Annotated in this window: 13 protein-coding genes and 1 pseudogene; 7 read left to right on the top strand and 7 right to left on the bottom strand. The window is 60.3% G+C overall.

Features of this window, described 5'->3' with window-relative positions:
* Nucleotides 1-287: 287 nt before the first annotated feature.
* Nucleotides 288-2,648 (top strand): DNA polymerase II, encoded by a 2,361-nt coding sequence (locus D6877_RS24515; RefSeq protein ID WP_178083746.1) that lies wholly within the window; start codon nt 288-290, stop codon nt 2,646-2,648.
* Here D6877_RS24515 and D6877_RS24510 read toward each other — a convergent pair.
* The 3 genes from D6877_RS24510 to D6877_RS24500 form a co-directional block, all read right to left on the bottom strand.
* Complete coding sequence (locus tag D6877_RS24510; RefSeq protein ID WP_122508141.1) at nt 2,613-3,083, bottom strand: DUF1810 domain-containing protein; 471 nt, start codon at nt 3,081-3,083, stop codon at nt 2,613-2,615. The genes D6877_RS24515 and D6877_RS24510 overlap by 36 nt on opposite strands.
* Nucleotides 3,084-3,107: 24 nt before the next feature.
* Nucleotides 3,108-3,929, bottom strand: coding sequence for an aldo/keto reductase (locus D6877_RS24505; protein WP_130912374.1), 822 nt, complete (start codon nt 3,927-3,929; stop codon nt 3,108-3,110).
* A gap of 281 nt (nt 3,930-4,210) precedes the next feature.
* Nucleotides 4,211-5,359, bottom strand: coding sequence for an aldose epimerase family protein (locus tag D6877_RS24500; protein ID WP_130912373.1), 1,149 nt, complete (start codon nt 5,357-5,359; stop codon nt 4,211-4,213).
* Between the two features lie 339 nt (nt 5,360-5,698).
* On the opposite strand from D6877_RS24500, the gene D6877_RS24495 reads away from it, so the two are divergent.
* The 3 genes from D6877_RS24495 (at nt 5,699) to D6877_RS24485 (ending at nt 8,201) form a co-directional block, all read left to right on the top strand.
* Nucleotides 5,699-6,448 (top strand): hypothetical protein, encoded by a 750-nt coding sequence (locus tag D6877_RS24495; protein ID WP_130912372.1) that lies wholly within the window; start codon nt 5,699-5,701, stop codon nt 6,446-6,448.
* 217 nt (nt 6,449-6,665) lie between these two features.
* A complete protein-coding gene (locus D6877_RS24490) occupies nt 6,666-7,451 on the top strand; it encodes a sulfite exporter TauE/SafE family protein (protein WP_039763409.1) in 786 nt (261 codons plus the stop codon).
* A 186-nt stretch (nt 7,452-7,637) separates the two neighbouring features.
* The gene (locus D6877_RS24485) at nt 7,638-8,201 is read left to right on the top strand and encodes a DUF4174 domain-containing protein (protein ID WP_130912371.1); all 564 of its coding nucleotides are present in this window, start codon (nt 7,638-7,640) and stop codon (nt 8,199-8,201) included.
* Nucleotides 8,202-8,491: 290 nt separating this feature from the next.
* Here D6877_RS24485 and ampC read toward each other — a convergent pair whose 3' ends face one another.
* Nucleotides 8,492-9,658 (bottom strand): class C beta-lactamase, encoded by a 1,167-nt coding sequence (gene ampC, locus D6877_RS24480; RefSeq protein WP_130912370.1) that lies wholly within the window; start codon nt 9,656-9,658, stop codon nt 8,492-8,494.
* A 159-nt stretch (nt 9,659-9,817) separates the two neighbouring features.
* Between ampC and D6877_RS24475 the strand changes: the two genes are divergently transcribed.
* Entirely contained in the window at nt 9,818-10,690 is an 873-nt protein-coding gene (locus tag D6877_RS24475) for a LysR family transcriptional regulator (protein ID WP_130912369.1), read from the top strand.
* A gap of 118 nt (nt 10,691-10,808) precedes the next feature.
* Here the strand turns inward: D6877_RS24475 and gudD are convergent, their stop codons facing one another.
* A complete protein-coding gene (gene gudD, locus D6877_RS24470) occupies nt 10,809-12,152 on the bottom strand; it encodes a glucarate dehydratase (RefSeq protein ID WP_024013479.1) in 1,344 nt (447 codons plus the stop codon).
* 25 nt (nt 12,153-12,177) lie between these two features.
* Nucleotides 12,178-13,524: an MFS transporter gene (locus D6877_RS24465; protein ID WP_130912368.1), complete on the bottom strand. Its 1,347-nt coding sequence runs from the start codon at nt 13,522-13,524 to the stop codon at nt 12,178-12,180.
* Nucleotides 13,525-13,877: 353 nt separating this feature from the next.
* On the opposite strand from D6877_RS24465, the gene D6877_RS24460 reads away from it, so the two are divergent.
* Together D6877_RS24460 and D6877_RS24455 are read left to right on the top strand one after the other, a co-directional pair.
* The gene (locus tag D6877_RS24460; RefSeq protein WP_016775357.1) at nt 13,878-14,591 is read left to right on the top strand and encodes a FadR/GntR family transcriptional regulator; all 714 of its coding nucleotides are present in this window, start codon (nt 13,878-13,880) and stop codon (nt 14,589-14,591) included.
* A 91-nt stretch (nt 14,592-14,682) separates the two neighbouring features.
* Nucleotides 14,683-14,913 (top strand): hypothetical protein, encoded by a 231-nt coding sequence (locus tag D6877_RS24455; RefSeq protein WP_130912367.1) that lies wholly within the window; start codon nt 14,683-14,685, stop codon nt 14,911-14,913.
* Between the two features lie 168 nt (nt 14,914-15,081).
* Here the strand turns inward: D6877_RS24455 and D6877_RS30050 are convergent.
* Nucleotides 15,082-15,240, bottom strand: a pseudogene (locus D6877_RS30050) (U32 family peptidase C-terminal domain-containing protein); the annotation flags it as partial.

Genomic DNA, 15,240 nt, shown 5'->3' with positions numbered 1-15,240 from the left:
GCAAGGTGGCAAAGCGGCAGTTAGCGTGCAAAAAACGCCATTTGCCGGAAAAAACTTCTTTGTATCGGTGAATGAAGCATCTTTGTATCGGTGAATGATGCATCTGTGGCGAGGGGATTTATCCACGCTGGCCGCGAAGCGGCCCCGCTTTAAATGAAAGGGCCTGCTGCGCAGGCCAACGGGGATAAATCCCCTCGCCACAGATAAATCCCGCTTGCCACAGATAAATCCCTCGCCACAGATCCTGCGTAGAATGGCGTTCTGATTGAAACGTTGAGGTCGCAGTGGTGGATTTACAGCAGGGCTTCGTCCTGACCCGGCATTGGCGCGATACGCCTGCCGGCACCGAAGTCGAGTTCTGGCTGGCAACGGACGCCGGGCCGCGCCGCGTGCGTCTGGCGCATCAGCCGTCGGTCGCGTTTATTCCCGCCGCACAGCGAGAAGCGGCCGAGCGTCTGCTGCACGATGAAAAGAATGTAGAGCTGCGACCGTTGGCCTTGCTCGATTTTCAGCATCGTCCGGTGCTCGGTCTGTATTGCCAGCAGCACGGCCAGTTGATGCGCCTCGAAACCGCGCTCAACCGCGCCGGCGTCGACGTCTTTGAAGCCGACGTGCGCCCGCCGGAACGCTATCTGATGGAGCGCTTCATCACCGCGCCGGTGCTGTTTGGCGGCACCCCGGATGCTGACGGCGTACTGATCAACGCCCAGCTGAAACCCGACCCCGATTACCGGCCGAAGCTGCGCCTGGTCTCGCTCGACATTGAGACCACTGAAAACGGCGAGCTGTATTCCATCGCGCTGGAAGGCTGTGGCGAGCGCCAGGTGTACATGCTCGGCACGCCGAATGGCGATGCCAGCATTGTCGATTTCGACCTTGAATACTGCGATTCGCGCACGCTCATTCTGAAGAAGCTCAACGACTGGTTCGCCCGCCACGACCCCGACGCGATCATTGGCTGGAACGTTGTGCAGTTCGACCTGCGCATCCTTCACGAACACGCCCGGCGTCTCGGCGTGCCGCTGAAGATCGGTCGTGGCGGCGAAGAAATGCAGTGGCGCGAGCACGGTAGCCGCAATCACTACTTCGCCTCTGCAGCGGGGCGGCTGATCATCGATGGCATCGAGTCGTTGCGTTCGGCGACCTGGAGTTTTCCCTCGTTCAGCCTGGAAAACGTCGCGCAGACCCTGCTCGGCGAAGGCAAGGCGATCAACAATCCGTACCAGCGCATGGACGAGATCAACCGCATGTTCGCCGAGGACAAACCGGCGCTGGCCAAATACAACCTCAAGGACTGCGAGCTGGTCACGCGGATCTTCGCCAAGACCGAACTGCTGACGTTTTTGCTTGAACGCGCCAGCGTCACCGGTTTGCCGGCCGACCGCAGCGGCGGTTCGGTCGCCGCGTTCACCCATTTGTACATGCCGTTGATGCACCGCCAGGGCTTCGTTGCACCCAATCTGGGCACCAATCCACCGCAGGCCAGCCCCGGCGGGTTTGTCATGGATTCACGGCCGGGGCTTTACGAATCGGTGTTGGTGCTCGATTACAAAAGCCTCTACCCGTCGATCATTCGCACCTTTCTGATCGACCCGGTGGGCTTGATCGAGGGCCTGCAACACCCGGACGACGCTGACTCGGTAGCGGGTTTTCGTGGCGCACGCTTCTCGCGCACCCGCCATTGCCTGCCGTCCATCGTGGCGCGAGTGGCCGAAGGGCGCGAAACCGCCAAGCGCGAGCACAACGCGCCGCTGTCCCAGGCGCTGAAAATCATCATGAACGCCTTCTACGGTGTGCTCGGCTCCAGCGGTTGCCGTTTTTTCGATACCCGGCTGGCCTCGTCGATCACCTTGCGCGGCCACGAAATCATGTTGCGCACTCGCCAGTTGATCGAAGAGCAGGGCCACGCCGTCATTTACGGCGACACCGATTCAACCTTCGTCTGGCTGCGCAGTCTGCATGGTCAGGAAGAAGCAGCGCAGATCGGCCATGCGCTGGTCAAGCACGTCAACGATTGGTGGCGCGCCCATGTGTGCGAGGAATACGGGCTGGAAAGCGCGCTGGAATTACAGTTCGAGATTCACTACAAGCGCTTCCTGATGCCGACGATTCGCGGCGCGGAGGAGGGCAGCAAGAAGCGCTACGCCGGCCTCGTCACCCGCGCCGATGGCAGCGAGGAAATGGTCTACAAGGGCCTGGAAACCGTGCGCACCGACTGGTCGCTGCTGGCCCGGCAATTTCAGCAGGAGCTGTATGAGCGGATTTTTCAGCGCAAGCCGTACCAGGATTACGTCCGCGATTACGTGCGCAAGACCCTCGCCGGCGAGTTCGACGATCGGCTGATCTACCGCAAACGTCTGCGCCGCACCCTCGACGATTACGAACGCAACGTACCGCCGCATGTACGCGCGGCGCGGCTGGCCGACGAATACAACGCCGAGCAGGGGCGGCCCCGGCAGTATCAGAACGGCGGCTGGATCAGCTACGTCATCACCCTGGCCGGCCCGGAGCCGCTGGAAGTACGCCGCGCCGCCATCGACTACGACCACTACATCACGCGACAGCTGCAACCGGTGGCGGACGCGATTCTGCCGTTTGTCGACGACGACTTCTCAACCCTGATCGGTGGGCAACTGGGCCTGTTTTGAATCGAGCAGTTGCAGCGTCCATTCATCGAGAATGCCGTGGAAGTACCGCTCCAGCGCCTGATGGAACAGACTGTCCTCGGCGCTGAACTGGGCGAACAGGGTCATCGAAGAATGAAATTTCAAGTCATCGGGATGGCCAAACATTTCTGCAATCGAGCGCTGCGGCACATTCAGCACCAGTTGCGTGCAGGTGCGTAGCCGCGCCCCGAGCAGGTCGTGGGCCAGATAGGCCTGGGCTTCTTCGGCTGAACCAATCGCAAAGCGGCGGGCCATTTCGCTGCCGCCCAATCCGGCGAACTGCGGGAAGACGAACCACATCCAGTGGCTGCGCTTGCGGCCCGTCTCGAGTTCACGCTGGACCCGTTCGAACACCGGGTCCTGTGCCTGGACAAAACGTTGCAGGTTGTACGGGTCGTGCAGATCTGTGCTTCTCATGGCGAAGCCCTCGCGGTCGGCAGCTCAGACCATGGCCAGCCGCTGCTTGCGTTGAGGCGCCGGGAACACTTTGTCCAGCGCCGCCAGATCCCCGGCGTCCAGTTGCAACTGCGCCGCCTCGGCATTGAGTTGCACATGCTCGGGGCGCACAGCCTTGGGAATCGCAATCACACCGTCCTGGCGCAGGAGCCACGCCAGGGAAATCTGCGCCGGGGTGGCGTTGTGACGGCTGGCAATGTCTTGCAGAACCGGCTCGGCGAGCATCGCGCCGCCCTGGCCGATCGGACAGTAAGCCATCAACGGCAGGCGCTGATGCTGGCACCACGGCAGCAAATCGAATTCGATGCCGCGCTCCTCGAGGTTGTAAAGCACCTGATTGGTGGCGCAGGCCGAGCTGGAGAGTTCTTCGAGGTCGTCGACATCGAAATTCGACACACCCCAACGGCCGATTTTGCCGTCCTCGCGCAGGCGTTCGAAGGCTTCGACGGTTTCCTCCAGCGGATACTGACCGCGCCAGTGCAGCAGATACAGATCAATGTAGTCGGTGCCGAGCCGACGCAAACTGCGCTCGCAGGCTTGCGGGATGCCCTGGCGGCTGGCGTTGTGCGGGTAGACCTTGCTGACCAGAAAGACTTGATCGCGCAGACCGGCGATGGCTTCGCCGACCACCGTTTCGGCACCGCCCTCGGCGTACATCTCAGCGGTATCGATCAGGCTCATGCCCAGCTCGATGCCGCTGCGCAGCGCCGCCACTTCACGGCTGCGCGCCGAACGATCCTCACCCATGCGCCAGGTGCCCTGACCAATTACGGGAACCTGCACGCCGGCCAACTCAAGGGTACGCATTCAAACCTCCTGCCTTAAAGAGTCGATATCTTTAGTGGGCAGCAGGAGAGAGCAAGGGTTCCCGGAAGGAAGGGGGAGTCAAGGATGAAACCGGATCAATTGTGGTCAGGGAATCTTGTGGTGAGGGGATTTGTGGCGAGGGGATTTATCCCCGCTGGGCTGCGAAGCAGCCCCGATCCTGCAACACGCGTTGTATCAGACAGCGTTCTATTGCAGGTTTTTGGGGCCGCTTCGCATCCCAACGGGGATGAATCCCCTCGCCACAGGGGGTGCATGGCAGGTTACTTGGCGGAGAACTTCAGGATCACGCTGTGGGCATAGGTCTGCCCCGGATCAAGCCGCGTGCTCGGGAAGTCTGGCTGGTTCGGCGAGTCCGGGTAGTGCTGGGTCTCGAGGGTGAACGCGCCCCAGTGTGGATAAACCTTGCCGCCCTTGCCCTTGACCGTGCCGTCAAGGAAGTTGCTGGTGTAGAACTGCACGCCCGGCTCGCTGGTGAACAGTTGCAGGACGCGTCCGGATTGCGGATCGCTGACTTCGGTGGCGAGCTTGCTGACATCGCCCTTGGTGTCCAGCGCCCAGTTGAAATCGAAGCCGCCCTGTTTCGGCTCGGCGAATTTCAGCTGCGGATGATCAGCCTTGATGTGCGTGCCGATCGCCGTCGGTTTGCTGAAGTCCATCGGCGTACCGGCCACAGGCGCCAACTCGCCGGTCGGGATCAGCTTCGCGGTGACCGGCGTGTAATGGCTGGAGTTGATCATGGCGACTTGCTTGAGAATATCGCCATTGCCGGCGCCGGCCAGGTTGAAGTAACTGTGGTTGGTCAGGTTGAGCACGGTCGGTTTGTCGGTGCTGGCCTTGTAGTCGATGCGCAGTTCGTTGTTGTCGGTCAGGCGATAGGTGACTTCGGTGGTCAGATTGCCTGGGAAGCCCATCTCGCCGTCGGCCGAGAAGTAGGTCAGGGTTACGCCAACCGAATCCTTGTCCTTGGTTTCCTTGGCCTTCCAGACTTTCTTGTCGAAACCTTCGGGGCCGCCGTGCAGCGCGTTGGATTTGTCGTTCTGCGGCACTTGATAGCGTTTGCCATCGAGTTCGAAAGCACCTTCGGCCAAACGGTTGCCGAAGCGGCCGATGGTCGCGCCGAAGTACGCGGTGCCTTTCTGATAGCCCTGCACATCGTCAAAACCCAAGACGATGTCGTCGAACTTGCCGTGTTTGTCAGCAACTTTCAGCGCTTGCAGGGTCGCGCCGTAGGTGATGACGGTGGCTTGCATGCCGTGGCTGTTGCGCAGGATGTACTGTTCGACAGGCGTGCCGTCATTGGTTTTGCCGAAGGCTTTGTGTTCGGCGGTCAGGCCCGCCGCGTTGGCGGAAAGGGTAGCGATCATCAGGGACAGTCCGAGGCCGGAGAGCAGGTGACGGGATTGAAGCATGGTTGACCTTCCTTTTTGTTGTTGTTTTAAACACCGCGGTCCCCTGTAGGAGCTGCCGCAGGCTGCGATCTTTTGATTGTGATTTTTGAAAGCAAGATCAAAAGATCGCAGCCTTCGGCAGCTCCTACACATAACTAGTCATGCTATTTGTGGGGCTGAACAGGATTTATAGCGGATTTACATGTATTGGCAAATATAAAGTCCGACTAATTGACGGATCGCCTATCGCCGAAGGTCGGCTAACTGCTCAGGCACTGCACTTTTTCGCAATCGGCGGCTCTATGCATGGCCAGGATGCGGTGACTCCCGCCGCACAGGAATGTGCCTGTCCGAGACTTCATGCCGAGTGTTTTTGCCCTGATCACCGCCACTCACCGCCGCCCGTGCCTGCTATTGGCCTGCCTGTTGTCGCTGTTGCTCAGCGGCTGCAGCCACCAGAACGGCAACGGATTCTTCAATCAGATGCGTGAAGGGCAGCCGCAGGAATTTCTGCAGACCAGCGTCGACCGCATGGCCACCCTGGCGATGCGCGACAACCTCGACAGCCTCTATCGATTGATGGGCAAGCTCTACTTGCGCAACCCGGAAGAGCTGCGCAAATCCGGCTTCCTCACTGTCAATGCTGCGGTGAAGCAAGTGCGTCTCGCTGTCGAGCAACAGCAGCCGTTGCCCGTGCTGGGCGGGCGCAAGGACCTGGCGGCGCTGAGCTATGCGATGAGCCCGGAATTCCTCGGCGACCGCGTCGGCGCGTTCATCTATGCGATCGGCAGCATGCTGGTCACCGCCCACGGCAATCGCACCGAGTTCTACATGACCGACGCGATCAACCCGACGTTCGTGCACAACGCCGCGCGCAACATCGAAAAAGCCATGTGGATTTTGTCGCAACGACAAAACAAGGAAGGCCAGCCGTTGCTGTTCTCCAACGAAATCTCGGAGGAGGGCAGCAACCTCAGCTTCGCCACCGAATTCAGCAAAATCGTCGCGCGCCTGGATCTGCTCACGCAGATGCTCGATGAGCGTTATCGCAGGATCGGCCTGAATTACGCGCAGAGTCTGCTGTTCTTGAATTTCCTGCCGGTGCAGTGAGCCTTGCAGACCACTGTGGGAGCGAGCCTGCCCGCGAAAGCGCCGGATCATTCAAATCATCGGATGCTGACCCACCGCCTTTCCGAGCAGGCTCGCTCCCACAGGGATCTGCAGTGAGTTCGATATGGCATAACGATAGACCGCATCGATATATGTGGTTATAAGAAAAATCGCTATGCTGCGGGCCAGATTTTCCTGTCGTTTTCTGGACGTTTGAATGGAATTGGCAAATTTCGGCCTGGTGATTGCCGGGCTGGTGGTGGGCTTTATCGTAGGCATGACCGGTGTCGGCGGCGGTTCGTTGATGACGCCGATCCTGCTGTGGTTCGGCATCAACCCGGCGACGGCGGTAGGTACCGACCTGCTGTACGCCGCGATCACCAAATCCAGCGGCGTCCTCGTTCACAGGAAGAACAAGAACATCGACTGGGCCATCACCGGCTGGCTGACCCTCGGCAGTGTGCCGGCCGTGGCCATGACCCTGTGGTTCCTCAGCACTCTCCACACCGCGCCGGACGCGATGAACGCCATCATCAAACAGGCGCTCGGCTTCGTCCTCTTCGCCACCGCCCTGGCAATCTTCTTCAAGAAACGCTTGCTCGAATTCGCCCACAAACGCGCGGGTGGCAACTACAACCCGAGCGGTTCGCGCCTGAATATCATGACGGTGATCACCGGTCTGATCCTCGGCACCATGGTCGCCCTGACCTCGATCGGCGCCGGCGCACTGGGCACCGTCGCCTTGTTCATCCTCTACCCGCTACTGCCAACCCGCCGCCTGGTCGGCACCGAAATCGCCCACGCCGTACCCCTGACCCTCGTTGCCGGCCTCGGCCACGCAAGCATGGGCAACATGGACTGGGGCGTGCTGGGCTTCCTGCTGATGGGCTCGCTGCCCGGCATCTGGCTCGGCAGCCACCTGACCGGACGCATCTCCGACGAAGTCCTGCGCCCGTGCCTGGCGACGATGCTGGTGTTGATTGGTTATAAGTTGGCGTTCTGAGTCAGCCTGGAGCAAACACTTCCAATGCAGCGGCCGTAGGGATGTGCCGATGATCGCTTGCGTCATGTTGCGCAAAGTTCTCCCTGACCTAAGCTTCTGACAGGGCAATGCCTTTTTGCCAGACAACGCCGGAACAATCGCCACGATGCGCAATCAGTAGTGCGTGGATATCAAAAGGAGATGCGCATGCTCATCAGGTCCCTGACCCTGACCCTCTTGCTGGCAATCGCTGGCCCCCTGTTCGCCGCCGACAGCGATTCACCCCTGGCCGGGGACGTGGGCCGCGCCCGCCCGCTGATCGTGATTGCGCAAAGCACCGTCGACCCGGTGTGGCTGAGCCTGAAAAAGTCACTGGAAGACCCGGCCAACAAAAAGGGCGTCACCGACCGCAACATCAAGGTCTACACCATCCTCAGCATGTCCGGCCAGCTCGACGGCAAGGACATGGGCCAGCAGGACACCATGGCCCTGCTGCGTTCGCTGAAGCTCGGCGCGGGGGCTTATCCAAAAGTGTTCTTGGTGGGCAAGGACGGCGAAACCAAGCTTTCCGCCTCGGGTGATGAAGCCAAGGCATTGAGCCTGGCGAAAATCTTCGAAACCATCGACGCCATGCCCATGGCCGAAAAAGAAGCCGCCGCTGCGGCCGCCGCCGCACAAACGCCTGCCGCCACCGAGCCGGAACCGGCCAAAGGCGCGAAGGGCGGCAAACCGGCGAAACCGAGCAAACCGCCGCAGATGCCGGATGATTGATTGCGCGTTGACTGAATGAAGCAAAATTCCTGTGGGAGTTGGCAAACCAGCTCCCACATTTTTTTGTGAAATTCATAGTTCAAATGTGGGAGCGAGCCTGCTCGCGAAAGCGGTTTTTCAGGCGCTGAAAGGTGACTGATCGAGCGCATTCGCGAGCAGGCTCGCTCCCACAAGTCATCTTCTGATCGAAAGTTGTTGCAGTCTGCGACACCTCCAACGTTAACCGAGTGAAAACCCGATCCTGTAGAAGCTGCCGCAGGCTCGGGCCGCGATCGGACGATCTCTCACTCCTAATCCGCCAACGCCGCGAAAACCGTATGCGCAATCTTCACCCGTTCGGCATTCGGGTAGTTCTTGTTGGCCAGAATCACGATGCCCATGTCTCGCGACGGCACGAACGCCACATACGCGCCGAAGCCCCGCGTCGATCCGCTTTTGTTGAACAGCACATTGGCCGGTTCAGCTTGCGGTGGGGTCAGCCACTCGACTTTGTGCGGCTCCATGGCCATGGGGGTCGAGTTGCCGTTTTGCAGTTTTTCCAGGCTGATCGGGTAGGCGTAGCGTTCCCAACCGAGGCCTTGGGTCATGTCGCCGACGCGGTAATAACCGATGTGGGTGTTGGCGATGGCTTGGTGCAGATCAGGCGCAAGGCTGGCCGGTTGCAGCTGTGCCTGGACGTAACGCAGCAGGTCGGCGGCGCTGGTTTTGATGCCGTAGGCTTCGGCGTCGAGGGCGCCGGGGCTGACGCGTACCGGTTGGTCGGCGCTGTCGTAGCCTTGGGCGTAAAGCTTCGACTGCGCTGGCGGCACGCTGAGGAAGGTGTGCTGCAAGCCGAGTTTTGGCAGCAGGGTTTGCGTCATTGCCTGGTCGAACGGCTGGCCGAGGCTTTTCGCCGTCAGGTAGCCGAACAGGCCCAGGCTCGGGTTGGAATACAGGCGATGGCTGCCGGCGGGAAACTGCGGTTTCCATTGTTGGTAATAGCCGAGCATCCTGTCGGAAGAGTCCGCCTCAGCGGGGAATTGCAACGGCAGTCCGCCGGCGGTGTAGGTGCCCAGTTGCAGCACGCTGATGTTGTCGAAGGCGCTGCCCTTGAGCTCCGGCCAGAGTTGGCTGGCCTTGCTCGACAGGTCGAGTTTGCCTGTGGCCTGGGCGTAACCGGCGAGGGTGGCGGTGAAGGTTTTACTCACCGAGCCGACTTCGAAGAGGGTGTTTTCGCTGACCTTTTGCCCGGTGTCTTTAGCGGCGACCCCGTAGCTAAAGTAATGCGCCTGGCCATTCAGCGTGATCGCTACGGTCAGCCCCGGGATGTTGTTTTGCTGCATCACCGGGGTGACTGCTTGGCTGACCAGTGCCTGCAATTGCGCATCCGTCGGCGTTGCGGCATGACAGGTAACGCTGCCGAAGAACAGTGCGAAAGCGCTGTAGGAAAAGACCTTTCTCGGTTCTAAGGAACACATGATTGAATCACTCTCCATGAGTGTCGATTGTTGTATCCCGCTACACTGCGGGTGATTTTTCATCGGACGGCCGATCAGCGCGGTTAATTTAGGCACTTCGCCGGACCTCGACAAACGATGAAAACTCGCACGAGCCATTAGAAAAATTTGGGATAGGCCATGATCCGACCGCAACTGCCGCTTAACGCTCTGCGCGCATTTGAAGCTTCGGCACGTCATTTGAGTTTTACCCGTGCTGCCGTCGAGTTGTGCGTGACACAAGCGGCGGTCAGCCATCAGGTCAAAAGCCTGGAAGCGCAACTCAACCTGACCCTGTTCAAACGCCTGCCCCGTGGGCTGATGCTGACCAGTGAAGGCGAAACCTTGCTGCCGGTACTCAGCACATCATTCGATCATATTGCGCAGATGCTCGAGCGTCTGGCCGGTGGGCAGTATCGCGACATGTTGACGGTCGGCGCGGTGGGTACATTTGCAGTGGGCTGGCTGTTGCCGAGGCTGGCGGACTTTCGGGGGAAACATCCGCTTATAGATTTACGCCTGTCGACCAATAACAACCGGGTTGACGTGGCGGCGGAAGGGCTGGATTACGCCATTCGTTTCGGTGCTGGCGCCTGGCATGGCATTGAGGCGACACGCTTGCTCGATGCGCCATTGTCGGTATTGTGCGTGCCGGAGATTGCCCGGCAACTGCACGCGCCGGCGGACCTGTTGCAGCAGACCTTGCTGCGTTCCTATCGCACTGATGAATGGCCGGAGTGGTTTCACGCGGCGGGCCTGGCGACGCAGGCCGCGCCACCGCAAAGCATCGTGTTCGATTCGTCGCTGGCAATGATGGAAGCCGCATTGCAGGGCGGCGGCGTGGCGTTGGCGCCGCCGCTGATGTTCGCCCGGCAACTGGCGGCTGATGCGATTTGCCAGCCGTTTGCGATCGAGATCACCACCGGCAGTTACTGGCTGACGCGGTTGCAGTCGCGAGCGGAAACGGTGGCGATGAAAGCGTTCAAAACCTGGCTGCTGCAGATCTCAAGCTGAAAACCGATTTGTAGGAGCTGCCGAAGGCTGCGATCTTTTGATCTTAAAAACAGAATCAAAAGATCGCAGCCTTCGGCAGCTCCTACTCCCACAATTGAAATCAGCGGCGCCTGCTGGATTACCGCACCAGACACGGCCGCTTGTTATCGAATTTCCACCCCGGAATCAGGAACTGCATCGCCACGCTGTCATCCCGCGCGCCGAGGCCCATGCCTTTGTACAGTTCGTGGGCCTTGGCCACTTGATCCATGTCCAGCTCCACGCCCAGCCCGGGTTTTTTCGGCACCTGCACGAGACCATCGACAATCTGCAACGGTGCCTTGGTCAGGCGCTGACCGTCCTGCCAGATCCAGTGGGTGTCGATGGCGGTGATCTCGCCGGGTGCGGCGGCGGCGACGTGGGTGAACATGGCCAGGGAGATATCGAAGTGGTTGTTGGAATGCGAGCCCCAGGTCAGGCCCCACTCGTGGCACATCTGCGCGACGCGTACCGAACCCTGCATGGTCCAGAAGTGCGGGTCGGCCAGCGGGATGTCCACTGACTGCAACTGAATCGCGTGGCCCATTTCGCGCCAGTCGGTGGCGATCATGTTGGTCGCGGTTTTCAGGCCGGTGGCGCGGCGGAATTCAGCCATGACTTCGCGCCCGGAATAACCGTTTTCCGCACCGCACGGGTCTTCGGCGTAGGCGAGTACGTGGTGCTGATCGCGGCACAGACGAATCGCCTCTTTCAGCGACCAGGCGCCGTTCGGGTCGAGGGTGATTCGCGCTTCAGGGAAGCGCTCGGCCAGTGCCGTGACCGCTTCGATTTCGGCATCGCCGCTGAGCACGCCGCCCTTGAGTTTGAAATCCTTGAAACCGTACTTGGCGTGCGCCGCCTCGGCCAGGCGCACGACCGCTTCGGCGGTCATGGCTTTCTCGTGACGCACACGGAACCAGTCGTTGTCGGCGTCCGGTTCGCTGCGATAGGCCAGATCGGTTTCGTGTTGATCACCAACGTAAAACAGGTAACCGAGCATCTTCACTTCATCGCGTTGCTGACCTTCACCGAGCAGCGCCGCCACCGGCACGTCCAGATGCTGGCCGAGCAGGTCGAGGAGAGCGGCTTCCAGGCCGGTGACCGCGTGAATGGTGATGCGCAGGTCGAATGTTTGCAGGCCACGGCCGCCGGCATCGCGGTCGGCGAAGGTCTGGCGCACCTGGTTGAGGATCTTCTGGTAGGTGCCGATGGGGCTGCCGACCACCAGATTGCGCGCGTCTTCCAGGGTCTGGCGAATGCGCTCGCCACCTGGCACTTCGCCGACGCCGGTGTGGCCGGCGTTGTCCTTGAGGATGACGATGTTGCGGGTGAAAAACGGCCCGTGGGCGCCGCTCAGGTTGAGCAGCATGCCGTCGTGACCGGCCACCGGGATCACTTGCATGTCGGTGATGATCGGAGCTTTGGCGGTGTCATGAACAGTCATTGTTGTTTTCCTTGTCGAGACGTAGTCAGGCGTGTTTCGGCGCGGCGTCGGCCACAGCCTTTTCAGCAGCGGGTTTGGGCGTGGTGCGTGCGGCGAAGACGATGATTGCGGCGATGATCGAGGTAGCGGCCAGACCATAGAGGCCGCCCTGAATCGAGCCGGTGTGTTGCTCCAGCAGGCCGAAGGTGGTCGGCGCGACGAAGCCGCCGAGGTTGCCCACCGAATTGATCAGCGCGATCACTGCCGCCGCGATGCGTGCATCCAGATAAGCCTGGGGAATCGGCCAGAACAGCGACGAGGCGGATTTGAAACCCAGTGCCGCAAAGCAGATCGCGACGAAGGCAAAGATCGGCCCGCCAGTGGTGGACATGAACATCCCCGCTGCGGCGATCAACAGGGCAGTGGCGACCCAGGCTTGTTGATGTTTCCACTTCGCCGACAGCGAGGCGAAGGCGTACATGCCGACGATCGACAGCAACCATGGAATCGAGTTGAACAGGCCGACCTGCACGTCGCTGAGTTCGCCCATCTTCTTGATGATGCTCGGCAGCCAGAAAGTCGCCGCATAAATGGTCAGCTGAATGAAGAAGTAGATCAGGCAGAACAGAATGATCTGCCGGTCCTTGAGCAGTTTGCCCAGCGACGGCCGGATCGGCGTCGCGGCTTCACGGGCCTTTTGCTCGTCGTCGATGGCGCTGACCAGCGCATTCTGTTCGGCGCGGCTCAGCCATTTCGCGTCGTGGGGTTTGGCGTCCAGCCAGAACCAGACGAAGACGCACAGGCACACCGAGAACATCCCCTCGATGAAGTACATCCATTGCCAGCCGTGCATGCCCAGCCCATTGATCTGCAGGAGCAGACCGGACAGCGGGCCGGAGATCAGCGAGGCCACGGCCGAGCCGCTGAGGAAAATCGCGATCGCCTTGCCACGCTCGACGCCGGGCAGCCAACGGGTGAAGTAATAAATCACCCCGGGAAAGAAACCGGCCTCGGCGACACCAAGCAGGAAACGCAGGATATAGAAGTGGGTTTCGTTCTGGATAAACGCCATGCAGGCCGCGACTATGCCCCAGGTGAACATGATGCGGGTCAGCCAGATGCGTGCGCCGACTTTTTGCAGAAGCATGTTCGAAGGCACTTCGAACAGCGCGTAACCGATAAAGAACAGCCCGGCGCCGAAGCCGTAGGCGGCAGCACCAATGCCCAGATCGGTTTCCATGTGCGTGCGGACGAAACCGATGTTCACCCGGTCAATGTAATTGACGATGAACATGATCACGAAGAGCGGCAGGACGTGGCGTTTGACTTTGGAGATGGCTGAGGCGAGCGTCGGATCGACGCTGTCCTGCATCCCGGAGATGGAGGTTTTCACTGATGTTTCTCCCACTGATTATTTTTATGCGGGTAGGACTGGTGCTGCGTTGTTGCTAGACATCATACAACTGTAATTTTTTGTCCTACAAGTGGGGAGGGCGATCAAATTCTTCTGATTGTTCGGTTTTTTATGCGAAAACCGGTTTCTAGCTCGTATTCATTGAGTATTTCGCCAGTCGAGCGCAGCGCCTTTTTGAGATATGAATGGTGATGCGTGATGGCTGGCTATCGAAAATATTCGACGTAATTGAGTGTTGTCATACAAGTTGATGGCCCATCGACTGCTAAAACCCATCTCAACCGTCATCCCGCAGTGCTACGATCGGCAAGCCCCGATCACCGGAACCGATCATGCAAGAAGACCTCGACGCGCCCGCGCGCAAACGCACGCACAACCTCGCTCATGACCTGGTGGAAAAGCTCACCCAGAGCATCCTGCTCGGACAACTGTCGCCCGGTGACAAGCTACCGTCGGAGAACTCCATCGTTCAGGAGCACGGCGTCAGCCGCACGGTGGTGCGCGAGGCGATCTCCAAGTTGCAGGCCTCGGGGCTGGTCGAGACGCGCCATGGCATCGGTACTTTCGTGATCGAGCGCGCAGCGGAGCAGGGCCTGCGCCTGAACGTCGATACGGCGCTCGGCGTGCGCAGCATTCTCGAATTGCGCATGGGCCTGGAGACGCAAGCGGCGGCGCTGGCGGCGCAGCGGCGCAGTGAGCAGCAGGTGCAGCAGATGCGTCAGGCGCTGGATGACTATCAACGGCTGCTGGCGAACAACGACAGCTGCGTGGAGGCCGATCGGCGTTTTCATCTGCTGATCGCCGAGGCCACCGGCAACGCTTGTTTCAGCGAGATCATGCAGCACCTGGGCAGTGCGATGATCCCGCGCAATCGCCTGAATGCCGCTGAGCGCGGCGCGGCGGATCTGAGCAAGCTCGGCCACTTGGCCAATCTGGAACACGAGGCGATTTTGAATGCGATCAAGCGCCAGGACGCCGATGCCGCCCGCGCTGCGATGTGGCTGCACTTGACCAACAGTCGCGATCGCTTTATCGCCCAAGGCTGATGCCGCTGGTCTGACGTATCGCACGCCGCCGACGGCCGCGCTTCCAAACAATACGCCCCGGATAATCCGGGCCAGTATTGTGAGGTGCAGCATGGCTGATGACTCGCTTGTTCCCGGTGGCATGGCGCCCACCGACCAGACCCGCCCCGTATCCGGCACCGACGAATCGACCCTGAGCGATCACGACGCACCGCCGGGCATGGACCCGGGGCGCGATCCCCTGAGCGATGCCGACCGACCGGATGACTGGAAGGATCCGCCGGATGACGACGATGTACCGCCGGCGGACGAGCCGACACCGTTGTCGGATGATATGCGCTGAGGTCTGGATTATTCATTGAGTGGGCCGGCCTCTTCGCGAGCAGGCTCGCTCCCACAATGGATGTATGTACGACACAGATCCACTGTGGGAGCGAGCCTGCTCGCGAAGACGGCATCGGCTTCACCAGCAAATCACGGCCATGCTGCGAGTGCCAGACAAAATCGCCAGTCAACCAACACGCAAATCCCGCATCAACAACCCAAAGCGCAAATCCACTGCGACCGGTATTGGCACGTACACCGTATGCCCGTCCCCCGGCGCCACTTCGATCACTTGGCCGCTGACACTCTGCAATTCATGCAGATCAAAATGGAAATTGCCCTTGGG

The organism is Pseudomonas sp. Sample_9, from assembly GCF_004307535.1.
Taxonomy (GTDB): domain Bacteria; phylum Pseudomonadota; class Gammaproteobacteria; order Pseudomonadales; family Pseudomonadaceae; genus Aquipseudomonas; species Aquipseudomonas mercuritolerans.
The sequence above is the reverse complement of the archived record's forward strand: the minus strand, read 5'-3'. Positions and strand labels throughout refer to the sequence as shown.